Below are 20,113 nucleotides of genomic sequence, written 5' to 3'. Positions count from 1 at the left end.
AATTTCCCGCCCCGCCGATTTGCGGCGGGAGGGCGGCGGAAGTGCGGGAGGGGTGGCTCGGATCGGGTAGTACGGGGACCGACTTTCTGAAATCGATTTCGTGAAGAAGTTTGCACGTTGTTGAGTTTTCAGTGGTCCAGAGCGGTTCCGTCGGGCGGGGTGTAAAGGCGTAATTGTCCCCTTCAGTTAGGGGATTCTCTGACCTGCACCTTTGTGCGCAGAGTAGGAAAACCGGCGTTCATTGACGTGTCAGCGTCAGGCTTGTACGGTCCCGCACGAAATCGATTGCTCGCTCGGTCGCCGGTCATCCCAAGGCCGACGGAGTGGCGAGCGTTACAGGGTTCCGCACCAGCAGGGACGCGTATCTACGCGCGTACCTGTCCCCACCTGGAAGGAAGAATCCCCATGTCGATCACCACGAAGATCAGACGCAAGACGGTCATCCGGAGCGCCACCGCTCTCGCGGTGGGCGTGCTCGTCACGGGCGGGCTGGCGGTCAACGCCTCCGCCGGCGAGACCCCCGCCAAGGAGCACCGCTCCAACGCGCAGATCCTCGACGAGAAGTGCGCCGTTCCGCCGAACCACGACCCGGCGATCATCAACACGGTGCACGACGTCGCGACGCAGCGCGGGGTCACCGAGAAGGTCATGCTCGCCGCCTTCGAGGCCGGCTGGGTCGAGTCCCACATGCACAACCTGAACTGTGGCGACCGCGACTCCCTCGGCGTCTTCCAGCAGCGTCCGAGCGCCGGCTGGGGCACCCCCGAGCAGATCCTGGACCCGGTCTACGCCACCAACGCGTTCCTGGACCAGGCCATCCCGAACGACGCCAACAACCCCGGCTTCACCGCCGGTGAGCTCGCGCAGAGCGTCCAGCGCTCCGCCTTCCCCGAGCGCTACGACCAGGCCGAGGGCAAGGCTCGCGAGATGATCGCCGAGGCCGCGGGCAGCTGACCCCGGAGCCCTCTCCCGCCCGGCCGGTACCGCTCACCGGCCGGGCACCCGCCCGGGGCGGCGGCCGGCGGGCGGGAAGCGTGAGAACTCCGGGAGCGCGTGAACCCGGGGCGGGGAGACGCGAGTCCCCCTCCTGCGCGACGGCGGCGCGTGTCCGTCCCGCCCGCGGCTCGGTGCGCGGGCGGGACGGGGCCGCGGGCCGCCTCCGCCCGGCGAGTATCGCCGGGCGGCCGGTGCCGCCAGCCGGACGGCCGGCCCCCCGTCGGGCGGCCCCGCACCTTGTCAGACGTCCTCGTCCATGCGGATGGCCGACCTCAGGTTCTCGTGCGCCTTGCGGGAGTTCGGCCCGTCCTCGTCCAGTTCGAGCAGCACAGCGGCTATCGCGTCGAGCTTGCGCTGCAGAGCGTGCTCGGCCCGCCGTTCGGTGTTCTTCAGCAGGGCGAGCAGCAGCAGGCTCACCGCGGCCATCATGTCGCCCACGAAGATCATCCAGGGCACCGGGACGTCGACGAAGTGCACGGCGACGAAGGCGCCGATCAGGAGCACGCAGAAGCAGTAGAAGGCAGGCGAGCCGGTGACGTTCGACGCCGACTCGGCCATGCGCTCGAAGCGGCCCCGCCGGTCGCCCCCGCGCTCAGCGGGATGCTGGAGTGTCATGGTCGTCCGTCCTGTCCGTGCCGGAGGCTGTGGCCGGGCGTCTACCCGCCCCTGACCGGCGGATTCACAGGACCTCGGGGGCTCCCCGGCGCGGGGTGCGGCCGCAGGCAGGCTTCACGGTCGCGCCCGGTCGGTGACCGGAGTCCTCAGGGCCTCGACGGCGGCCGTCGGCGCGTCGGCGAAGAACCGGACAGTGGTGGCCCGCGCCCTGCGGCCGAGAGGACGTTCGACGGTGACCGGCTCGGTCAGTTCCACCGTGACGTTGGTCTGCGAGGCGACCGGCACGGCACACCGCCCGTCCTCGACGGAGGCCATGCCCCGTTCGTCGTACTTGCGCGACGTCCGGACGGACGAGATCAGTGCGCGGGGGATGCGCAGATCCACGAACACCCCTGATCTGACGCGCAGTTCATGTGCGGAGACGACGTGCGGACGGGTCACCCGGGCCGCGAGCAGGGCGAGGACCGCGAGCAGCGAGTAGCCGTCGAGGAGCAGGAAGACGGCGCGGAGTCCGGCCGGTGCGTCCAGTTCCAGCAGCAGGACCTCGACGCCGGCGGCCTCGACCGCCATCACGAAGGCGAAGGCGAGCAGGGTGGAGAACTGCTCTTTCGCGTACGGCACGGCCACGGTGCCGGGAGGCACCCCGTTCCGGCGCCGGGCGGCCCAGAGCAACAGGGCGCCGATCCCCTTGAGTTCGAAGGACAGGATCCTGCGCACCTGCACCGGCACGAGCTGACGCACGGTGGTCCGCAGCGCCGCCCCGCGGTCCTCGCCCCGTCGGCGGGCACGGGTGAACTCGCGCCAGCCGGCCGCCAGTTCGGCCAGGAGCACCAGTGCGACCACCGCTTCGGCCGCCACGGTCGCCGCGGCCGGAAGCTGGACTCCCGAGACGAGCAGGACCCCGAGGAGCAGCTCCACGGGGAGTACGGCGAGCAGGACCGCCCGGGAGAGCCGCGGCATCATGCCACCTCCAGAATTCTGGCCACGAAGCGGCGGAGGACCTCGAGTTGGGCCGGGGCCAGCTCCTCGGACAGGCTCTCCAGCCATGCCGCTCCTCCGGTGGACGGCCCGCCGCGCCGGGGCGTCTCCGTCCCGGCGTCGCCGAAGGCCCCGTCCGCCAGTTGCTGCCTCATGACGTCCGCCGCTTCCTCCGGGATGTGCGCGGCCAGGTCGTCGGCGAGCCGGGCGACGCGCGGGTCGTCCGGCGCGGCTCCGGCGAGTCCGTCGAGCCGCTCGTAGAGGGCCTGGGCCCGTGCGACAGCTGCGGGTTCGGTGAGCGGGCGGAGCATGCCGATCAGCCCTTCCTGCTCCTCCGGCCCGGCGAGGCCGCACACGAGGGTCAGCATCTCGCGGTCGAGCTCGGCGAACTGCGAGCCCCCGGCGGGCAGTTCGCGCAGCACCGCGGCCATCTCCGGGGAGACCGCCGCGTCCGGACGGGGTTCTGCCTCCGCGAGGAGGACGGCGAGCCGTTCCCTGCGCGCACCGATCGTCTCCTGCTGCCTCGCCAGGTCGGCGTCGAGCTCCATGAGCACCTCGCGGAGTTCGCGGCCGCGGTCGTCCGCCAGTACGTCCCTGATCTCGTCCAGGGAGAGGCCGAGCTCCGCCAGGCGCCGTACGCGTGCGAGAGCGACGGCGTCGCGGAGCCGGTAGTCGCGGTAGCCGTTGGACAGCCGGACGGGCTCCGGGAGGAGGCCGAGGCCGTGGTAGTGCCGCACTGTCCTGGTGGAGACACCCACCAGGGCGGCGAGCTCGCCTATTCGCATGTCCCGATTGAAGACCCTGACGCAACGAGAAGGTCAACAGGCAGATGCGGAAGGCGGCAGCAGGGCGAGCAGGCCCCGCCGGCCGCCGCCGTTCAGGGCCGCGAACCCGGCGCCGTACCGGCGGTACCCGTCGTGTCCGCCGTGCCCGCGAGGACCGCGGTCACCACCTTGTGCACCGCCGCCTGCTCCGGAAGCGGCCCTTCCCTGTCGGCGAAGAGCAGATGCACCGCGCCGATCAGCGTGGAGGCGAGGGTGCGGACGTCGGCGTCCGCCGCGACGCGGCCGAGGGCGCGCTCGTCGCCGAGGTACGCGGCCAGCGCGGCGGCGGCCTCCGTCAGGACGGGCACGCCCGCCGGCGTGGCCGTCCGCAGCCGGGCGCGCAGCCCGTCGCGGGAGGTGACGAGGGCGACGATCGCCACGGCGACCGGCTCGAACAGGGCCGTCAGCGCCGCCGAGAGGTTCCCGGCGACGGTGCCGGTCCCGGCCGAGCCGCGCAGCGCGGCGGCCTGGCCGTCCATGCGGGCGATGCGGTCCTGGACGAGCTCCGCGAGGAACTCGTCGAAGTCGGCGAAGTGCCGGTGCAGTACCCCCTTGGCGCATCCCGCCTCGGCTGTGACGGCCCGGCTGGTCAGCGCGTTCGGGCCGTCCCGGAGGAGGACGCGCTCGGTGGCGGCGAAGAGCTGTCGGCGCACGTCCCGCATGGCCACGCCGGTCGGCATGCCGCACACCCTTCGTCCTGGTCCAGGGCCAATTCCCGTCCCCAGAGCGCCTGTTGACGAGTGGGCACCCGCCCACGATAGTGGGCGGGTGCCCACTTTCCCCCACTCCGGGAACGAATCCCACCCCCAGTTCGCGGGGTCCTTCGGCGTCGACGCCGAACGCTACGACCGGGCCCGTCCCCGCTATCCCGAGGGGATGGTGCGGCGCATCGTCGCCGAGAGCCCCGGCACCGACGTCCTCGACGTGGGCTGCGGAACCGGCATCGCGGCGCGGCAGTTCCAGGGCGCGGGCTGCCGGGTCCTCGGGGTCGAGCCGGACGCGCGCATGGCCGCGGCGGCGCGGAACCGCGGACTCGAGACCGAGGTCGCGACGTTCGAGGGCTGGGACCCCGCGGGCCGGCTGTTCGACGCGGTCGTCGCGGGCCAGTCATGGCACTGGGTGGACCCCGTCGAGGGCGCGTACAAGGCCGTGGACGTGCTGCGGCCCGGCGGCCGGTTCGCCGCGTTCTGGCACGTCTTCCAGCTTCCGCCCGAGGTCGCGGAGGGCTTCGCCGCCGCCTACCAGCGCGCCGTGCCCCACGCCCCGGCCGAACCCCCGTCGGCGGAGCAGCTGATGAGCGGGTACGAGACGATGTTCGCCAAAGTGGCCGACGGGCTCTGGGAGACGGGCGCGTTCAGTGAACCGGAGGAGTGGCGCTTCGACTGGGAGTGGCACTGCACGAGGGACGCGTGGCTCGACCAGCTGCCGACCCTCGGGCTCCTCACCTCGCTGCCTCCGGACAAGGTCGCGCAGGTGCTCGAAGGCGCGGGGTCCGCCGTCGACGTGGTGGGCGGCAGCTTCACGATGCGCTACACGACGGTGGCGGTCACGGCGGACTGCCCCTGAACGGCGCACGCCGCGTCCGGGCGCGCCGCTTCAAGCAGTCTCCGCTTCCCGTACGCCCGCCGCGGATCACCTCAGCTCGACACCCGTCCCGCCGAGGCCGCAGTATCCGCCCGGATTCCGCTCCAGATACTGCTGGTGCCGGGCCTCCGCCGGGTAGAAGGGGAACGACCCGGCGGGGACGATCTCGGTGGTGATGTCGCCGTAACCGGCCCGCCGCAGCGCCTCCTGGTACGCGGCGCGGGTCTCCTCCGCCGCCTCCCGCTGGGCGGGTGAGTGCCAGAAGACCATCGACCGGCAGTGGGTGCCGATGTCGTTGCCCTGACGGAAGCCCTGGGTGGGATCGTGCGACTCCCAGAAGAGTTTGAGCAGGGCCGTGTACGCCACCTCGGACGGGTCGAACACCGCCCGTACCGTCTCGGCGTGACCGGTGCGCCCCCCGGCGACCTCCTCCGAGATGGGGTGCGGTGTGCTGCCGCCCTGGAAGCCGACCAGCGTCGTCGACACCCCGGGCGTCCGCCAGAAACGGCGCTCGGCGCCCCAGAAGCAGCCGAGCGCGAACTCGGCGACCTCCAGGCCGTCCTGATAGGGGCCCAGCAGCCGGGTCCCCAGCACGGCGTGGCGCTCCGGGACGGAGAACATCGGCTCGCTGCGCCCGGGCAGCGCCTCCCCGGGGCCGGGGAGGCGGAGGGTGAAGTCGCTCAGCATGGCATCTCCGTCGAAGGTCGCGTGCGGGGGCAGCAGGTCACCGGGGCGGCGGGGCAGCGGGCGGTGGGCTGTGGTGCGGCCCGGCGGCAGGGGAGCGACCCGGTCGCGTGTCCGTCTGCTCCTACCCCGCCCGGCAGGCCCCCGAAGCCCCGTCCCTGAACCGTCCTGTGCTCCAACTGGTCCGGCAAGCCCACGCGTTGGGCACCTCGCCCCGGTGCGCCGGCCCGCCGACCGCCGTCCCGGTCACGGTTCGCGCAGCACTCGCAGGGCGGCGTCGGCGCAGTCCTCACGCCTGCTGCTGAAGGCGATCGCCGCGCCGGGCGCGTGCCGCCGCACCGAATTGACCACCTTCTCGTGGAACGCCGCACGACCGCACAGTAGTTGAAGTGCCCTGGTCGCACCCGGAGTGCGTTCCGGGCGGGAGGGGCGTCCCGCTCAGCTCAGGCTGACCGGGATGATCGGCTGCTCGTCGTCGAAGAAGAACCACGCGCCACCGGTCGCGAAGTTGGGCACGTCGTCGACGGTGGCCCGGCCCTCCGGGCTGGCCAGGATCGCTTCGAGGGCCTCACGGGACTCCGCGTAGAGGCCGACGATCATGTAGTAGGGCGGTTTCCCGCCGTCCTCGGCCGCCTCGCAGTGGCCGATCGTCCACCCTGTGAGCCCTTTCATCTTCCGGGCCAGGGGAATGTGCGTCTCGGCGTAGTACTCGTCGAAGGCCGCGGGGTCCTCGGGGTGTCCGTAGAGGACGGTCAGCCGGTACATGCGGTGTGCTCGCTCCTGCCTGTCGTCGTGCCGGCGCCGGTCCGCGGGCGGGTCGGCGCACCCATGCCTCCGTGTATGTGCCGGACGGCGGCAACTTACTCCTCGTTGCGTGGATATGGCTGATTGTTGCGGGACGTTGAGCCGCGCGCGCCCGGCTCAGGCGGGCAGGGGCAGAGAGGCCAGCCACGCGGTGAGGAGTTCGTTGACGTCGTCGCGGCGTTCCTGCTGGATCCAGTGGCCGCAGCCGTCGAGGACGTGCGAGGAGACAAGCCCGGGCATCGTCGTCGGGAACGCCTGGATCGCCTCGGCCATCCAGGTGGTGGAGGCGTCCAGCGCCCCGCCGACGAACAGGGACGGCTGGGTGAGGGGGCTGCCGCGGAAGCGGGCGAGGTCCTCCCAGTCCCGGTCCATGTTCCGGTAGCGGTTCAGCGCTCCGGACAGCCCCGTCCGCTCGAACTCCCCGGCGTACACGTCGAGATCGTCCTCGCGGAGCCAGGCGGGAAGCGGCCCGGACGGGAAGCGCTCGCGCAGCGTCCCTCCGCGGCTGACGAAGTGCGGGTCAGGCGCGGAGGGCCCGGGCATGGTGCCGGCGGAGAACGCGGAGTAGAAGCCCGCGAGCCAGCCCCGGACGTCGGGTTCGATCTCGGCCTCGGCCCGGCCGGGCTCCTGGAAGTAGGACACGTAGAACTCGTCGTCGCCGCCCATCTCCGCGAAGACCTCGCTGGGCCGGGGGCCGCCGGGCGGTGCGTAGGGGACGCTGAGGAGTCCGGCCGCGCGGAAGACGTCCGGCCGGACGAGGGCCGAGTGCGCGGCGATCGTGGAGCCCCAGTCGTGCCCGACGACCACGGCGGTCGTCTCACCGAGCGCCCGCACCACGGCGACGTTGTCCTCGACGAGGTCGAGCATCCCGTACGAGGCCGCGTCGGCGGGCTTCGACGAACGCCCGTACCCGCGCACGTCGACGGCGGCAGCGCGGTATCCTGCCGCGGCCAGCGCCCCCAGCTGATGGCGCCACGAGTACCAGGACTCCGGGAAGCCGTGGAGCAGTAGCACCAGGGGCCCGGCGCCCTGTTCCACCAGGTGGGTCCGGCCCGCGGGCGAGGGGACCAGTCGGTGTTCGGCGCCGGTGACGCGGACGGGCTGCGGCATGTTTCCTCCCGAGGACGGTCGGTCTGGCGGCGCCGAGGGCCGCCCGCCGGTCACGGCGGCCCGCGTGCCCCAGGGCTCGGACACGAGCATGTGGCAGAAGCCGAGGAGCCCCCGCATTCCGTTGCCGTGTCGGCAACTTCGGACGTCCGCAGCCGCGTCACCGGCTCCGGTTCCGCGTCGCCATCCGGGGACTTCGCGTCTGCGTCCGGGATTTCGCGTCTGCGTCCGGGCACGCGGTCGGTCCACCCGCATGCCCGGACGTGGGACGCGATCCTGCGACGGCAGCTCACACCCCTGCCCGCGAACCGGGGCAGTCACCCCGGCTGTCAGCTCCGGTCACCTGGCTGTCAGGCCCGCAGACCCGTGAGCCCGTCGTAGGCGGCTGTCACAAGATCCAGCCCCCGGGTGTCGTTCGCGGGTTCCCGCATCTGACTGGTCACGTACGCCACCGCCATCCGGGCATCGGGGTCGACCATGACGATCGAGCCGCCCCAGCCGCCCCACCCGTAGGCGTTGCCGAACAGCCCGTAGCCCAGGCCGTATCGGACGGGCATGCCGAGGACGCGGTCCGTGCCGCTGAACTGCTCCTCCGCCGCACGTGCGCAGCCCGACGGCGAAAGCAGCCGCGTCCCGCGCAGCGCTCCTCCGCACGCCGTCACGGACTGCACGAGGGCGACGGAGCGGGCGTTGCCGAAGCCGCTCGCCGCGGGGATCTGCGCGCGGCGCCAGGCCACGCTGTTCCCGTCACGGACGCGTACGGCGGTGCCGCCGCCGGGGGAGCCGCTGCTCTGGGGCGCTTTCGCGGAGTAGTCCTCGTCCCGGGACGGCGGCGGTACGGTCAGCGCCACCCGGTGGTCGTGCTCGGCGGGCAGCCCGATGTGGAAGTCGGCGTCCAGCGGCCCGGCGACCTCGTCCGCGAAGAACCCGCCCAGGCTCCGGCCTGTGATCCGCCGTACGACCTCGCCCACGAGGAACCCCTGGGTGAGCGAGTGGTATCCGGCGGCGCTGCCCGGTTCCCACTGCGGAGCCTGAGCGGCCAGACGTGCCGTGGCGGTCCGCCAGTCGTAGAGCTCCTCGATGGGCCAGTCCCAGTCGGGCAGCCCCGCGGTGTGCGCCAGCAGGTGACGCACCAGCACGTTCTCCTTGCCGCCGGCCGCGAACCCGGGCCAGTACCGGCATACCGGAGCGGCCGGGTCGAGGTCCCCGCGGTCGGCCAGGACCAGCGCACACAGGGCTGTCATCGTCTTGGTGACGGACCAGACGTTCGTGATCGTGTCCCGCTGCCACGGAAGCGCGCGGTCCGCGTCGGCGTATCCACCCCAGACGTCCACCACCGGCTCGCCGTCCACGAAGACGGCCACGGAACCGCCCGCGTCCCCCTCGTCCAGCAGCCGGGCCAGCGCGCTGGGCACAGCGGTGAACAGGTCGTCGTAGGAGCCCTGAATATCGGCCATACGCCGTATTAGCGTGGATCGGTCCGCTCCGGCAATCCGGTTTCCCAGCCGGGCACCGGTGCGGCCGCAGGGGGACGGATCAGTCGTCCGCGGGCGCGACCCCGACCGGGCAGCTCACGCCCGTGCCGCCGATGCCGCAGTAGCCCGCCGGGTTCTTGTCGAGGTACTGCTGGTGGTAGCCCTCCGCCGGGTAGAAGGGCCGGTCGAGCGCCGGAAGGATCTCCGTGGTGATCGCCTTGTGCCCGGACGCGGTGAGGACCTTCTGGTAGGCGTCCCGCGAGGACTCCGCCGCTGCCTGCTGCGCCGGGCCGTGCGGGTGGATCGCCGAGCGGTACTGGGTGCCGGTGTCGTTGCCCTGCCGGAAGCCCTGCGTCGGGTCGTGCGACTCCCAGAAGAGCTTGAGCAGCGTCTCGTACGAGATGCGGGCGGGGTCGAAGACGACGCGTACTGCCTCGGTGTGCCCCGTCCTGCCGGAGCAGACCTCTTCGTACGTCGGGTTCGGGGTGTGGCCGCCCTGGTAGCCGACCAGCGTCGTCCACACGCCGTCCGCCCGCCAGAAGACGCGCTCCGCCCCCCAGAAGCAGCCCATGGCGAAGTCCGCGACCTCCAGGCCCTCCGGGTACGGGCCCAGCAGCGGATTGCCGAGGACCGTGTGGCGGTCGGGAACGGCGAACTCCCGCTCCGGGCGGCCCGGCAGGGCCTCCTCGGCCGTCGGGAGGTGATGGTTTCGGCTGCCGAACAACATGGCGGAACTCCCGTCGTACGTACGCGATCTCGTGGTCAGGCGTCCGGGTTCCGCCGCTCCCCGCTCCCGGACGGCGAAGCCGGGGCGGGGGACGGGCCCGCGGACGCCGGGGAGGAGGCGGAGGCGGAGGGCCGCTCGGCCTGGTCCGCCCGCACCGGCTGCTCCTCGAAGTCGACCTTGTTCATGTGCCGGTGCATCGACTTCATCAGCATCCACACCGCGAGGCCCATCGCGGCGAAGACGAGGAAGCCGAGGACGCCCGGCGTCACCTTGTTCTCGTCCAGTTCCTTCGCCAGCGGGAGGAGCTGGGCCGCGGCGTTGTGCGTCGGACTCATCAGGGTCATGCGTTCAATTCTCCCGGATGCCCGCGAAGAGGTCGTCCTCGGGTAGCGAGGTCTCCACGAGCGACTTCGCCAGCTCGTACTCCTCCGTCGGCCAGACCTCCCGCTGCACGTCCATCGGGACCCGGAACCAGCCGCCGTCGGGATCGATCTGGGTGGCGTGGGCGATCAGGGCCTTGTCGCGGATCTCGAAGAAGTCCCCGCAGGGCACGTACGTGGTGATCTCGCGTTCGCGCCCCATCGACTTCCACCGCTCCAGCCACTCCCCGTAGGGCGAGTCCAGGCCGCGCTCGAGCAGTGCCTCGTGGAGCGCCTGGGTGCGGGGGCGGTTGAACCCCTGGTTGTAGTAGATCTTCTGCGGCTGCCAGGCGGGACCCGCCTCCGGGTACTCGTCCGGGTCTCCTGCGGCCTCGAACGCGGCCATCGAGATCTTGTGGGTCATGATGTGGTCGGGGTGCGGGTAGCCGCCGTTCTCGTCGTACGTCGTCACCACGTGCGGCTTGAACTCGCGGATGAGGCGCACCAGGGCGCCCGCCGCCACGTCCACGTCCTGGAGGGCGAAGCAGCCCTCCGGCAACGGCGGAAGGGGATCGCCCTCGGGGAGGCCGGAGTCGACGAAGCCGAGCCAGGCCTGCTTCACGCCCAGGATCTCCCGGGCCTCGTCCATCTCCTTCTTCCGTACCTCGTGGATGTGCTCCTCGATGTACGGGTCGCCCTGGAGCTTGGGGTTGAGGATGGAGCCCCGCTCGCCTCCTGTGCAGGTCGCGACCAGCACGTCCACCCCCTCGGAAACGTACTTGGCCATGGTGGCGGCGCCCTTGCTCGACTCGTCGTCGGGGTGCGCGTGCACGGCCATCAGTCGCAGCTGGTCAGTCAAGACTCGATCCTCGTCAACTCGTCACGGCAGGCGACTCCTATAGTGACCGAATCGGCACCCCGATGTATTCCCGATTGCTGACCGCCCCCGAGCGACGGAAGTGGACCCGGCCATGACTGACCTGCGAGCTGACGCGGGCGGAGAGCGCGCCCCCGGTTCGGCTGTGCCGCCCGCGGGCCGGTACGGGAGCACGGGAACGGCCGCGGAGCGGGACGCGCGCACGGACCGCAGGCTCAAGGCCGTCGGCGCGGTGCTGGGGGTGCTGGGCCTGGCGGTCCTCGCCTGGATCGGCTTCGGCTACATCTCCTCGCAGAAGGTCAGCGGCGAGATGATCAAGTTCAAGGTGGTCTCCGGACGTACGGTGGAAGTACACGTCGAGGTCCGCAAGGACGCGGAGATCGAGGGCGTCTGCACGCTGCGGGCGCTGTCGTCCGACGGTGCCGAGGTGGGGCGGAAGGACGTCCCCTTCGCAGCCGGTGAGGACCGCGTGGACACCGTGGCCTCCGTGCGCACCACGACGCGCGCGACGAGCGCCGAACTCATGGGGTGCGAACCCCGGGGAACCGAAGGTCATTGAGGCCGCACGCAGCGTCCGCCCTTCTTCCCTTTTGAGCCTGAATTGTTAGGCTCGTAGTTTCCGCCCCACCCTGAAGGCGCAGCCTCATGGGCAGGGCGATGTTTTTATTCCCAGTACCGACGAGGAGCACCTGTGACCCAGACCAGCGACAACGTCACCTGGCTCACCCAGGAGGCGTACGACCAGCTCAAGGCCGAGCTGGAGTACCTGTCGGGTCCTGCACGCACCGAGATCTCCAAGAAGATCGAGGCGGCTCGCGAGGAGGGTGACCTCCGCGAGAACGGCGGGTACCACGCGGCCAAGGAGGAGCAGGGCAAGCAGGAGCTGCGCGTGCGGCAGCTGGAGCAGCTCCTGGAGAACGCGAAGGTCGGCGAAGCTCCCGAGGACACCGGTGTGGTGGCCCCCGGCATGGTCGTGACGATCGCCTTCGACGGCGACGAGGACGACACGGTGACCTTCCTGCTCGCCTCACGCGAGTACGCGAGCTCGGAGATCGAGACCTACTCCCCGCAGTCGCCGCTGGGCAGCGGCGTGAACGGCAAGAAGGTCGGTACGGAAGCGGAGTACGAACTCCCGAACGGCAAGATGGCCTCGGTGAAGATCCTCCAGGCCAAGCCCTACCAGGGCTGAGCGCCCCCGGGCGGTCGCCCGGGAGCACGCGAGTGGGCCCCGGCCTTCGAGGTCGGGGCCCACTGCCGTGCCCGGTCGGGGCCTCCGTGCGCGGGGCGAACGCCCGGGCAGCGAACCGGCCGCTCAGGCCGTGGCGGACTTGTACTTGCGCACCGCGAGAGTCCGGAAGAACAGGACGATCGCGACCGACCAGATCAGCGAGGCCCAGGCCGGGTGCTGCATCGGCCACGCGTCGGGCACCGGGTAGTTCGGCGGGAGGTTGCCGAACAGCTCGCGGCAGGCCTGCACGGTGGCGCTGAACGGATTCCACTCGGCGATGTGCCGCAGGACCGTCGGCATGTTCTGCGACGGCACGAAGGCGTTCGAGATGAACGTCAGCGGAAAGAGCCAGATGAGCCCGCCCGAGGTCGCCGCCTCCGGCGTGCGGACCGACAGGCCGATCAGCGCGCCGATCCATGTGAAGGCGTAACCGAGGAGAAGCAGCAGGCCGAACCCGGCGAGCACCTTCAGCCCGTTCTCATGGGTGCGCCAGCCGACGAGCGCCGCGACGACGGCCAGCACTATCAGGGTCAGGGCGGTCTGGACGAGGTCCGCGATCGTCCGCCCCGTGAGGACCGCGCCGCGCGCCATGGGCAGCGAGCGGAAGCGGTCGATGAGCCCCTTGTGCATGTCTTCGGCGATGCCCGCGCCCGCCCCCGCGGTGGCGAACGTGACGGTCTGGGCGAAGATCCCGGCCATCAGGAACTCGCGGTAGAGGCCCGGGTCGAGGCCCGCGCCGGGCAGGTTGATGGAGCCCCCGAAGACGTAGCTGAAGAGCACCACGAACATGATGGGCTGGAACAGGCCGAAGATGACCACTTCGGGGATGCGCACCATGCGGATGAGGTTGCGCTTCGCCATGGTCAGCGAGTCGGTGACGGACTGGCGGAGGCCGCCGCCGGCCGGGGCGGCCGGACGGGGGGCCGTCGGCGCCGTGCTGGTGGCAGTCACTTGACGGCCTCCTTCTTCTGCTTCCTGGACTTCCGCTTCTTCTTGCCGCCGGCCGCCTCGGCGGCGTCGCCCTCGGCCGACGCGGTCTCCTCGTCCTCGGCTCCGTGTCCCGTGAGGGTGATGAAGACGTCGTCGAGGGTGGGACGGCGCAGCCCGATGTCGTCGATCTCGATGCCGCGCGAGTCGAGCTCCCGGATGACCTCCGCGAGCAGCTTGGCGCCGCCGGCCACGGGGACGGTGAGCCTGCGGGTGTGCTGTTCGACGGTGACGCCGCTCTGCGCGGAGCCCTGCACGCTGTGCGCGGCGAGCAGCGTCTCGGCCGTGGAGATCTGGCCGCGGTCGTGCACCACGACCTCGATCCGCTCGCCGCCCGTCTGGGCCTTGAGCTGGTCGGACGTGCCGCGGGCGATGACCTTGCCGCGGTCGACGACGGCGATGTCGTGCGCGAGGCGGTCGGCCTCCTCCAGATACTGCGTGGTGAGCAGCAGGGTCGTGCCCCCGGCCACCAAGTCCTCGATGACCTCCCAGAGCTGGAGCCGGTTGCGGGGGTCGAGGCCGGTGGTCGGCTCGTCCATGAACATCACGGGCGGGCGGACGACCAGGGCGGCGGCGAGGTCCAGCCGGCGGCGCATGCCGCCGGAGTACGTCTTGGCCGTGCGGTCCGCCGCGTCCGCGAGGTTGAAGCGCTCCAGCAGCTCGGCCGCGCGTGCTTTCGCCTGGCGCGCGGGGAGCTGGTAGAGCTGTCCGACCATTTGCAGGTTCTCCCTGCCGGTCAGGTATTCGTCGATGGCGGCGAACTGGCCGGAGAGGCCGATGGAGCGCCGCACCTCGTGCGGCTGCTTGAGGACGTCGAGTCCGGCGACGACGGCCTTGCCGCTGTCGGGCGTGAGGAGGGTGGTGAGCACCCGCACGGCTGTGGTCTTGCCGGCGCCGTTCGGGCCGAGCAGACCCAGCACGGTGCCCTCGGGGACGTCGAGGTCGACGCCGTCCAGTGCCCTTACCTCGCCGAAGGTCTTGACCAGACCCTCGGCGTAAATGGCGCCTGGCATAAGTGGGCTCCCAGGTGTGGAGAGGCGAGTGGTGGCTGGTGCGCACCGGATATGTCCGGCATGCAGGGTGAACCGCTTTTTCTGCGGACTACGCAGAGCAGCAGTATCCGCGAACGCGATACATCGCGTCAAGCGCTCGCGACAGTCGCGAGTGTGGCGCGAACTCCCCTCGGTCCGGCGCGCTCTCCGGATGGCCGCGGGCGGGTGTCTCAGCGGGTCGGGACCACCGTGTAACCGGCCGCGCGCAGGGTGTCCGCGACGCCGGTGCAGTGCTCCGGACCCTGGGTCTCCAAGTGCAGCTCCACCTCCACCTCGTCCAGCCCGAGCCGCGGATCGGTCCGTACATGGCTGACGTCCAGGACGTTAGCGTCCACCACTGACAACTCCTGGAGGAGGGCCGCCAGGGCCCCCGGGCGGTCCGTCAGCCGCAGCCGCAGCGACAGGTAGCGGCCCGCAGCCGCCATGCCGTGCCGCAGGGTCCGCTGCATCAGCAGCGGGTCGACGTTGCCCCCCGAGAGCACCGCCACCACGGGCCCCTCGAAGGCGTCCGGCTGGGAGAGCAGCGCGGCCACCGGGCTCGCGCCGGCGGGCTCCACGACGAGCTTGGCGCGCTCCAGGCAGAGCAGGAGCCCGCTGGACAGCGCGTCCTCGGACACCGTACGGACCTCGTCGACGAGGTCGCCAATGATTTTGAAGGGCACGTCCCCGGGGCGGCCAACCTTGATGCCGTCGGCCATGGTCGAGACCGACTCCAGCGTCACCGGCGCGCCCGCGGACAGCGACGGGGGATAGGCGGCCGCGCCCTCGGCCTGCACGCCCACCAGCCGTACGTCCGGGCGGAGTTCCTTGACCGCCACCGCGATGCCCGCGAGCAGCCCGCCGCCGCCCACGCCGACCACGATCGTGCGGACCTCCGGGCACTGTTCGAGGATCTCCAGCCCGAGCGTGCCCTGCCCCGCCACGACGTCGCGGTGGTCGAAGGGATGGATGAAGACGGCGCCGGTCTGCTGGGCGTACTCGCGCGCGGCGTGCAGCGTCTCGTCGACGACCTGGCCGTGCAGCCGGACCTCCGCCCCGTAGTCGCGGGTCGCCGCGACCTTCGGCAGCGGCGCGCCCTCCGGCATGAACACGGTGGAGGCGACGCCGAGCAGCGAGGCCGCCAGAGCCACGCCCTGCGCGTGGTTGCCGGCGCTGGCCGCCACGACGCCGCGGGAGCGCTCCTCGTGGGTGAGGCCCGCGATGCGCACATAGGCGCCGCGCAGCTTGAAGGAGCCGGTGCGCTGGAGGTTCTCGCACTTGAAGTGGACGGGCGAGCCGACCAGTGACGTGAGGTGGCGGCTGCCTTCCATCGCCGTCGTCCGGGCCACGCCGGAGAGCGTCTTCTGTGCGGCCCGTACGTCCTCGACGGACAGCGCGGGCGCATCGGAGGGGGAGACCATGCGGCCAGTCTCGCAGCTCGCCGCCGGAAGAGCCCCGCAGGATACCTCCCCGCACGGGTTCACGCAGCGGAGGCACGGCCCGCGCCGCCGCCGCGTAGGCTGGTCAGCACAGACCGAGTACGTCAGCGAAGTCGGTCAGGAACTCGTCAGCCAAGTTCGTTACGTGCCCTTGGACCTTCCTAAGAAGCGAGCACCTCGGCCATGCCCACGCAACCGGACACGATGACACACAACAGCCCGGACGGTGCCTCCGGGGAACACGAGACCGCGGGCCCCGTCCTCGACGCCATGCAGCACCAGGTCGCTGTCTTCGCGCGGCGCGCGGAGCAGACGCGGCTCGGCGGTCTCGGGCAGGCGCGCAACTCGATGGACCGCGCGGCGTACCTGCTGCTCAACAGGCTCGACCAGGTCGGCCCCATGGGGGTCAAGGCCCTCGCCTCGGGCATGGGCATCGACTCCTCCACCGTCACCCGGCAGGTCGCGCCCCTCGTCGACGCCGGGCTGGTCACGCGCACCACGCACCCGGAGGACGGCCGCGCCGTCGTCCTCAGGCTCTCGCCGCACGGCTCGGCGCGCCTGGAGCAGGTGCGGTCCTCGCGGCGCGAGCTGATGGCGCTGCTGACCGAGGAGTGGAGCGAGGAGGAGCGGGAGACGTTCTGCCTGCTGCTGACCCGCTTCAACGCGGCGATAGAGGGGATACAGCCCGCCGCCGTTCCGGGCCCGCCCGCCTCTTGATTTGATCAGCCCCGCTGCCGTCCTATGGCCATAGGCGCCGCAGGGCGGGTGGGAGGCGCACACGGTGGGTGACCGGCGGGAACGACGGGAACGCCGCCGCGTCCGTGAGTTCGAGTCGTTCGTCGCGGGCGCGGCAGGCAGGCTGCTGCATGCCGCCACGCTGCTCACGGCGGAACCGCCCGGAGCCGCGCCGTCCGCGCAGCAGCTCCTCGTGGGGGCTCTGTCCCGTACGTACGCGGACTGGGACCGGCTGCGCGGCGAGGATCCGTACGAACACACGCGGCACGACCTGGCGGTGCACTTCGCGCACCATGCCTGGCGGTACCGGCGCCCGCGCGGCGGGCTGCTGGGGCGGCTGCCGCCGCAGGAGCGGCTGATGCTGGTGCTGCGGCTCTACGAGGGCGTGGCGGAGGAGCAGGTCGCCGCCGTTCTGGGACTTCCGGTCGAGCGCGTGCGGGAGCTGTCGAAGAGGGGGATGGCGGCGATGCTGAGCAGCGCGGAGGGGGGCGCCGGCGGCCGCCACGGCATCCGGCGCCTCGTGGCCGGCACGGTGTTCCGCGGGGCGGGGGCACCGGAGTCCGGCGGCCGGGGCGGCGCGGGGAGAGGCGAGCGTGCCGGACGGGATCCGGCGGGACGGGATCCGGAGGGCGTCGCATGAGACTTCCCGACCGCAAGGAGACCGAGGTGCGGGCCATGCTGGAGAGCGGCACGCCCGACCCCGTACCGACCGACCTCGCCGAGCGCGCCATGCTGCTCGGGCTCCGCACGGCACACCGCCGCCGCACGGCGCAGTGGCTGCTGTGGATCTTCTTCGCCGCCGCCGTCGCCTTCGCGGTGTGGGCGGCGGTCACCGAACCCTGGCTGGGGCCGCCGCAGCAGACGACGCCGCCCCTCGGCTGGTAGTGGCGCCCGCCGCTCGCGAGCGGCGGGCGGCGGGCCCCGTGAAAGCGGAGCGGGGCCGCGAGGGCGGGCGGTACGAGGCGGCTGGCGGGGACCGCCGCAGGCGGCCCCCGCCCTCCTCAGCCCAGGGCCTTCTGCAGCGCCTGACGCAGGTCCGCCAGCAGGTCCTCCGCGGACTCGATGCCGACCGACAGCCGGATCAGGTCGGAGGGGACCTCCAGCGCCGAGCCCGCCGCCGACGCGTGCGTCATGCGTGCCGGGTGTTCGATCAGCGACTCGACGCCGCCGAGCGACTCCCCGAGCGTGAACAGTTCGGTGCTGTCGCACACGCGCACGGCGGCCTCCTCGCCGTCCGCCACGCGGAAGGAGACCATCCCGCCGAAGGCCCGCATCTGCTTCGCGGCGGTCTCGTGCCCAGGGTGGGAGGGGAGCCCCGGGTAGTACACCTGGGTCACCTTCGGGTGCGCGGTGAGCATCTCGGCGACGCGGGTCGCGTTGGCGCTGTGCCGGTCCATCCGCACGGCCAGCGTCTTCGTCCCGCGCATCACCAGCCAGGAGTCGAACGGCCCGGCCACGGCGCCCATCGCGTTCTGGTGGAAGGCGATCTCCGCCGCCAGCTCCGCCTCATCGACGACGAGGGCGCCGCCGACCACGTCGGAGTGCCCGCCCATGTACTTCGTCGTCGAGTGCACGACGACGTCCGCCCCCAGGCCGAGCGGCTGCTGCAGGTACGGGCTGGCGAAGGTGTTGTCGACGACCAGCCGGGCCCCCGCGCCGTGTGCGACGTCGGCGAGCGCCGTGATGTCGCTGATGCCGAGGAGGGGGTTGGAGGGCGTCTCGATCCACACGGCCTTCGTGCGGTCGCGCAGCGCGGCGCGTACGGCGGAGGGGTCGGAGGAGTCGGCGACCGACCACTCCACGCCCCATCGCTCGGCGACCCGCGCGAAGAGGCGGAAGGTGCCCCCGTAGGCGTCGTCGGGGATGACGACGTGGTCGCCCGGCACAAGCAGCGTCCGCAGGAGGCAGTCCTCGGCGGCCATGCCGGAGGCGAAGGCGAAGCCGTTGCGTCCTCCCTCCAGCGCGGCCAGGTTCTGCTCCAGGGCGGTGCGGGTGGGGTTCGCGGAGCGGCTGTACTCGTAGCCGCCGCGGAGCCCCCCGACCCCGTCCTGCTTGTACGTGGACACCTGGTAGATGGGCGGCACGACCGCCCCGGTGGCGGGGTCCGCGGTCTGCCCCGCATGGATCGCGAGGGTCTCGAAGTTCTGGGGCGTCGGCCCGTCGAGGTGCTGGTCGGTCATGGGGCGAAGGGTAATGCGCCGTACGGTGGAGGCGGAGCGGCTACGACGAACCGCGTCCTCCGAGCGCCGCCTCAAACGCGGCACACGCGTACTCACGGGGAGAAACGCACCCATGGAAGCCCTGCTCGTACTCGTTGCACTGACCGCCATCTTCGGCGTGCTCGTCGCACCCGCGATACGCCGGCGCCGGCAGCGGCTGGAGGGCGCCCAGGGCTACGCCCGGGCCCTCGACCCCGGCGGCGGCTACGGATTCGTGCCCGCGGAGCATCTCGACGTGCGGCTGCCCGGCCCGGACGACGAGCTCGTCGAAGCGCTGGAGGAGACCCAGCGCACCCAGGACTGGCAGCCCGTCGCCCGCATGCTCGCGCTCACCGGCGACGAGTGGGAGCTGCGCTGGCAGCGGGTGCAGTCGCTGGCGGGCGCCGCCGCGATGGAGCTGGCGCGGGCCCGGGAACTGGGTGTGCCGGACGCCCCCGCGGGCGACGCGAGCGGCGGTGTCTCCTTCCGCAAGGACGCCGCGGCGAGGGACGCGCGCTGGCTGCGCGAGTGGCGCGCCCAGCAGGCGGACGACGCGGGCGGGGCGGAGGTGTACGCGCAGTTCCTCGTCTGGCAGGCGCTGACGGACCCCTCGTCCGCGGACCACCGCATCATCCTGGAGGAGGCGCGCACCGTCTGCGAGGAGGCCGCCAGGCTGGCCCCCGCCGACCCCACGCCGCACATCACCGAACTGTTTGTCGCCCGCCATCTCTCGTACCGGCGGGCGGACTTCGAGGAGCTGTGGGCCACGGTGCGGCGGAAGGCGCCGCACCACATGGGCGCGCATCTGGCGGCGCTGCCCTACTGGTCGGAGAAGGGGTGCGGTTCCCGCGCCGAGGCCGACGCCTTCGCGCAGGCGGCCGCCGCCCGGGCTCCCGAGGGCACTCTCCTGCCCGCGCTGCCGCTCTTCGCGGTGTACGAGCATCTGCCGGAGGTCAACGTCGTGCGGGGGCTGTACCAGAGCGAGGAGGTCGAGAAGGCGGTGGAGGCGGCTGAGTACGCCGTCGACCAGGTGGAAGACCGTCATCCGGTACGGCCGCACGTCCTGCACATGCTCGTCTGCTTCCTCGTACGCGCCGAGCGGTACGGCGAGGCGATGGAGGCGCTGCGCGTGGTGGACGGCTACGTGGGAGCGATGCCGTGGGCCGACTCGGGCGACCCGGCGCAGCACTACGCGGCGTACCGGGCGCTGGCGGTGGCGGGCTGGGAGGCGTCGGGCGGCGCGCACGCGCAGCTCTGACCGGGCGCGGGCGGGAGCGCCTGTGCTCACCGCGATCAGCCGTGCACGTTCTCCGTGACTGTCGGGTAGGTGGTGCCTGACAGACAGGCCTGCCCCGGACGTACTTTCCTTGAATGGGAAGCTGCTTGTACGTCGTTGGCTGTTCTGTTCTTTCCCCGTAAAACAAGAGGGGGCGGGCGGGACGCCAAAGGTGCCTGGAAGTCGGCG

At 72.0% G+C, this 20,113-nt stretch carries 23 protein-coding genes; 8 read left to right on the top strand and 15 right to left on the bottom strand.

Annotation, left to right across the window (positions count from 1 at the left end; all coding sequences use genetic code 11):
• Positions 1 to 405 precede the first annotated feature (405 nt).
• Positions 406 to 954 carry a hypothetical protein gene (locus H181DRAFT_RS04765; RefSeq protein WP_045862898.1) on the top strand — a complete coding sequence of 183 codons (549 nt, stop codon included), beginning with the start codon at positions 406 to 408 and terminating at the stop codon, positions 952 to 954.
• Positions 955 to 1,236: 282 nt separating this feature from the next.
• Here H181DRAFT_RS04765 and H181DRAFT_RS04760 read toward each other — a convergent pair whose 3' ends face one another.
• From H181DRAFT_RS04760 to H181DRAFT_RS04745, 4 genes are all read right to left on the bottom strand, one after another.
• Positions 1,237 to 1,611: a hypothetical protein gene (locus tag H181DRAFT_RS04760; protein ID WP_045862897.1), complete on the bottom strand. Its 375-nt coding sequence runs from the start codon at positions 1,609 to 1,611 to the stop codon at positions 1,237 to 1,239.
• A gap of 114 nt (positions 1,612 to 1,725) precedes the next feature.
• Entirely contained in the window at positions 1,726 to 2,571 is an 846-nt protein-coding gene (locus H181DRAFT_RS04755; RefSeq protein ID WP_052708447.1) for a hypothetical protein, read from the bottom strand.
• Positions 2,571 to 3,374, bottom strand: a complete 804-nt coding sequence (locus tag H181DRAFT_RS04750; RefSeq protein WP_045862895.1) for a MerR family transcriptional regulator — start codon at positions 3,372 to 3,374, stop codon at positions 2,571 to 2,573. The genes H181DRAFT_RS04755 and H181DRAFT_RS04750 overlap by 1 nt, the downstream gene beginning before the upstream one ends.
• 92 nt (positions 3,375 to 3,466) lie before the next feature.
• Complete coding sequence (locus H181DRAFT_RS04745) at positions 3,467 to 4,093, bottom strand: TetR/AcrR family transcriptional regulator (protein WP_045862894.1); 627 nt, start codon at positions 4,091 to 4,093, stop codon at positions 3,467 to 3,469.
• A gap of 88 nt (positions 4,094 to 4,181) precedes the next feature.
• On the opposite strand from H181DRAFT_RS04745, the gene H181DRAFT_RS04740 reads away from it, so the two are divergent.
• Entirely contained in the window at positions 4,182 to 4,979 is a 798-nt protein-coding gene (locus H181DRAFT_RS04740) for a class I SAM-dependent methyltransferase (protein WP_045862893.1), read from the top strand.
• A gap of 66 nt (positions 4,980 to 5,045) precedes the next feature.
• On the opposite strand, the gene msrA (H181DRAFT_RS04735) is transcribed toward H181DRAFT_RS04740, so the two are convergent.
• From msrA (H181DRAFT_RS04735) to mca, 7 genes are all read right to left on the bottom strand, one after another.
• The gene (gene msrA / locus H181DRAFT_RS04735; RefSeq protein WP_045862892.1) at positions 5,046 to 5,684 is read right to left on the bottom strand and encodes a peptide-methionine (S)-S-oxide reductase MsrA; all 639 of its coding nucleotides are present in this window, start codon (positions 5,682 to 5,684) and stop codon (positions 5,046 to 5,048) included.
• Positions 5,685 to 6,119: 435 nt separating this feature from the next.
• The gene (locus H181DRAFT_RS04730) at positions 6,120 to 6,446 is read right to left on the bottom strand and encodes an EthD family reductase (protein WP_045862891.1); all 327 of its coding nucleotides are present in this window, start codon (positions 6,444 to 6,446) and stop codon (positions 6,120 to 6,122) included.
• Between the two features lie 156 nt (positions 6,447 to 6,602).
• Positions 6,603 to 7,595 (bottom strand): alpha/beta fold hydrolase, encoded by a 993-nt coding sequence (locus H181DRAFT_RS04725; RefSeq protein ID WP_045862890.1) that lies wholly within the window; start codon positions 7,593 to 7,595, stop codon positions 6,603 to 6,605.
• 347 nt (positions 7,596 to 7,942) lie between these two features.
• On the bottom strand, positions 7,943 to 9,049 hold the full coding sequence (locus tag H181DRAFT_RS04720) for an EstA family serine hydrolase (RefSeq protein ID WP_045862889.1): 1,107 nt from the start codon (positions 9,047 to 9,049) through the stop codon (positions 7,943 to 7,945).
• Between the two features lie 79 nt (positions 9,050 to 9,128).
• Positions 9,129 to 9,794: a peptide-methionine (S)-S-oxide reductase MsrA gene (msrA, locus tag H181DRAFT_RS04715; protein ID WP_045862888.1), complete on the bottom strand. Its 666-nt coding sequence runs from the start codon at positions 9,792 to 9,794 to the stop codon at positions 9,129 to 9,131.
• Positions 9,795 to 9,829: 35 nt separating this feature from the next.
• The gene (locus tag H181DRAFT_RS04710) at positions 9,830 to 10,138 is read right to left on the bottom strand and encodes a hypothetical protein (RefSeq protein ID WP_078895485.1); all 309 of its coding nucleotides are present in this window, start codon (positions 10,136 to 10,138) and stop codon (positions 9,830 to 9,832) included.
• Between the two features lie 4 nt (positions 10,139 to 10,142).
• Entirely contained in the window at positions 10,143 to 11,012 is an 870-nt protein-coding gene (gene mca, locus H181DRAFT_RS04705) for a mycothiol conjugate amidase Mca (protein WP_045862887.1), read from the bottom strand.
• Between the two features lie 112 nt (positions 11,013 to 11,124).
• Between mca and H181DRAFT_RS04700 the strand changes: the two genes are divergently transcribed.
• Positions 11,125 to 11,589, top strand: a complete 465-nt coding sequence (locus tag H181DRAFT_RS04700; RefSeq protein WP_045862886.1) for a DUF4307 domain-containing protein — start codon at positions 11,125 to 11,127, stop codon at positions 11,587 to 11,589.
• Positions 11,590 to 11,721: 132 nt separating this feature from the next.
• Positions 11,722 to 12,219 (top strand): transcription elongation factor GreA, encoded by a 498-nt coding sequence (greA, locus tag H181DRAFT_RS04695; protein WP_045862885.1) that lies wholly within the window; start codon positions 11,722 to 11,724, stop codon positions 12,217 to 12,219.
• Positions 12,220 to 12,342: 123 nt separating this feature from the next.
• Here greA and H181DRAFT_RS04690 read toward each other — a convergent pair whose 3' ends face one another.
• The 3 genes from H181DRAFT_RS04690 to ilvA all read right to left on the bottom strand — a co-directional run bounded on the left by H181DRAFT_RS04690 (position 12,343) and on the right by ilvA (position 15,697).
• Entirely contained in the window at positions 12,343 to 13,119 is a 777-nt protein-coding gene (locus H181DRAFT_RS04690; protein ID WP_107068687.1) for an ABC transporter permease, read from the bottom strand.
• Positions 13,120 to 13,205: 86 nt separating this feature from the next.
• Positions 13,206 to 14,258, bottom strand: a complete 1,053-nt coding sequence (locus H181DRAFT_RS04685) for a daunorubicin resistance protein DrrA family ABC transporter ATP-binding protein (protein WP_045862883.1) — start codon at positions 14,256 to 14,258, stop codon at positions 13,206 to 13,208.
• 209 nt (positions 14,259 to 14,467) lie between these two features.
• Entirely contained in the window at positions 14,468 to 15,697 is a 1,230-nt protein-coding gene (gene ilvA, locus H181DRAFT_RS04680; RefSeq protein ID WP_045862882.1) for a threonine ammonia-lyase, read from the bottom strand.
• 222 nt (positions 15,698 to 15,919) lie between these two features.
• Between ilvA and H181DRAFT_RS04675 the strand changes: the two genes are divergently transcribed.
• From H181DRAFT_RS04675 to H181DRAFT_RS04665, 3 genes are all read left to right on the top strand, one after another.
• Positions 15,920 to 16,432 (top strand): MarR family winged helix-turn-helix transcriptional regulator, encoded by a 513-nt coding sequence (locus H181DRAFT_RS04675; protein ID WP_254666694.1) that lies wholly within the window; start codon positions 15,920 to 15,922, stop codon positions 16,430 to 16,432.
• A 64-nt stretch (positions 16,433 to 16,496) separates the two neighbouring features.
• Positions 16,497 to 17,090: a sigma factor-like helix-turn-helix DNA-binding protein gene (locus H181DRAFT_RS04670; protein ID WP_074467708.1), complete on the top strand. Its 594-nt coding sequence runs from the start codon at positions 16,497 to 16,499 to the stop codon at positions 17,088 to 17,090.
• Positions 17,087 to 17,335, top strand: a complete 249-nt coding sequence (locus tag H181DRAFT_RS04665) for a hypothetical protein (protein ID WP_045862880.1) — start codon at positions 17,087 to 17,089, stop codon at positions 17,333 to 17,335. Before H181DRAFT_RS04670 ends, H181DRAFT_RS04665 begins: the two co-directional genes overlap by 4 nt.
• Before the next feature lie 116 nt (positions 17,336 to 17,451).
• Here the strand turns inward: H181DRAFT_RS04665 and H181DRAFT_RS04660 are convergent, their stop codons facing one another.
• Positions 17,452 to 18,630: a cystathionine gamma-synthase gene (locus H181DRAFT_RS04660; RefSeq protein WP_045862879.1), complete on the bottom strand. Its 1,179-nt coding sequence runs from the start codon at positions 18,628 to 18,630 to the stop codon at positions 17,452 to 17,454.
• Positions 18,631 to 18,742: 112 nt separating this feature from the next.
• On the opposite strand from H181DRAFT_RS04660, the gene H181DRAFT_RS04655 reads away from it, so the two are divergent.
• Positions 18,743 to 19,906, top strand: a complete 1,164-nt coding sequence (locus tag H181DRAFT_RS04655; RefSeq protein ID WP_045862878.1) for a hypothetical protein — start codon at positions 18,743 to 18,745, stop codon at positions 19,904 to 19,906.
• The last annotated feature ends 207 nt before the right edge of the window (positions 19,907 to 20,113 follow it).

It is taken from the genome of Streptomyces sp. WMMB 714, assembly GCF_900090125.1.
In the GTDB taxonomy this organism is placed as follows: domain Bacteria; phylum Actinomycetota; class Actinomycetes; order Streptomycetales; family Streptomycetaceae; genus Streptomyces; species Streptomyces daqingensis.
Note: the sequence above shows the minus strand (reverse complement) of the source record. Positions and strands in the feature narration are given on the sequence as shown.

What these genes read in the sequence shown, in the direction of transcription:
- H181DRAFT_RS04690 (WP_107068687.1), bottom strand. Translation starts at nt 13,119, where the DNA reads ATGGCGAAGCGCAACCTCATCCGCATGGTGCGCATCCCCGAAGTGGTC.
- H181DRAFT_RS04720 (WP_045862889.1), bottom strand. Translation starts at nt 9,049, where the DNA reads ATGGCCGATATTCAGGGCTCCTACGACGACCTGTTCACCGCTGTGCCC.
- ilvA (WP_045862882.1), bottom strand. Translation starts at nt 15,697, where the DNA reads ATGGTCTCCCCCTCCGATGCGCCCGCGCTGTCCGTCGAGGACGTACGG.
- msrA (WP_045862888.1), bottom strand. Translation starts at nt 9,794, where the DNA reads ATGTTGTTCGGCAGCCGAAACCATCACCTCCCGACGGCCGAGGAGGCC.
- H181DRAFT_RS04710 (WP_078895485.1), bottom strand. Translation starts at nt 10,138, where the DNA reads ATGACCCTGATGAGTCCGACGCACAACGCCGCGGCCCAGCTCCTCCCG.
- H181DRAFT_RS04755 (WP_052708447.1), bottom strand. Translation starts at nt 2,571, where the DNA reads ATGCCGCGGCTCTCCCGGGCGGTCCTGCTCGCCGTACTCCCCGTGGAG.
- H181DRAFT_RS04675 (WP_254666694.1), top strand. Translation starts at nt 15,920, where the DNA reads ATGACACACAACAGCCCGGACGGTGCCTCCGGGGAACACGAGACCGCG.
- H181DRAFT_RS04685 (WP_045862883.1), bottom strand. Translation starts at nt 14,258, where the DNA reads ATGCCAGGCGCCATTTACGCCGAGGGTCTGGTCAAGACCTTCGGCGAG.
- H181DRAFT_RS04750 (WP_045862895.1), bottom strand. Translation starts at nt 3,374, where the DNA reads ATGCGAATAGGCGAGCTCGCCGCCCTGGTGGGTGTCTCCACCAGGACA.
- H181DRAFT_RS04665 (WP_045862880.1), top strand. Translation starts at nt 17,087, where the DNA reads ATGAGACTTCCCGACCGCAAGGAGACCGAGGTGCGGGCCATGCTGGAG.
- H181DRAFT_RS04745 (WP_045862894.1), bottom strand. Translation starts at nt 4,093, where the DNA reads ATGCCGACCGGCGTGGCCATGCGGGACGTGCGCCGACAGCTCTTCGCC.
- H181DRAFT_RS04765 (WP_045862898.1), top strand. Translation starts at nt 406, where the DNA reads ATGTCGATCACCACGAAGATCAGACGCAAGACGGTCATCCGGAGCGCC.
- H181DRAFT_RS04730 (WP_045862891.1), bottom strand. Translation starts at nt 6,446, where the DNA reads ATGTACCGGCTGACCGTCCTCTACGGACACCCCGAGGACCCCGCGGCC.
- msrA (WP_045862892.1), bottom strand. Translation starts at nt 5,684, where the DNA reads ATGCTGAGCGACTTCACCCTCCGCCTCCCCGGCCCCGGGGAGGCGCTG.
- H181DRAFT_RS04660 (WP_045862879.1), bottom strand. Translation starts at nt 18,630, where the DNA reads ATGACCGACCAGCACCTCGACGGGCCGACGCCCCAGAACTTCGAGACC.
- H181DRAFT_RS04725 (WP_045862890.1), bottom strand. Translation starts at nt 7,595, where the DNA reads ATGCCGCAGCCCGTCCGCGTCACCGGCGCCGAACACCGACTGGTCCCC.
- H181DRAFT_RS04700 (WP_045862886.1), top strand. Translation starts at nt 11,125, where the DNA reads ATGACTGACCTGCGAGCTGACGCGGGCGGAGAGCGCGCCCCCGGTTCG.
- H181DRAFT_RS04760 (WP_045862897.1), bottom strand. Translation starts at nt 1,611, where the DNA reads ATGACACTCCAGCATCCCGCTGAGCGCGGGGGCGACCGGCGGGGCCGC.
- H181DRAFT_RS04655 (WP_045862878.1), top strand. Translation starts at nt 18,743, where the DNA reads ATGGAAGCCCTGCTCGTACTCGTTGCACTGACCGCCATCTTCGGCGTG.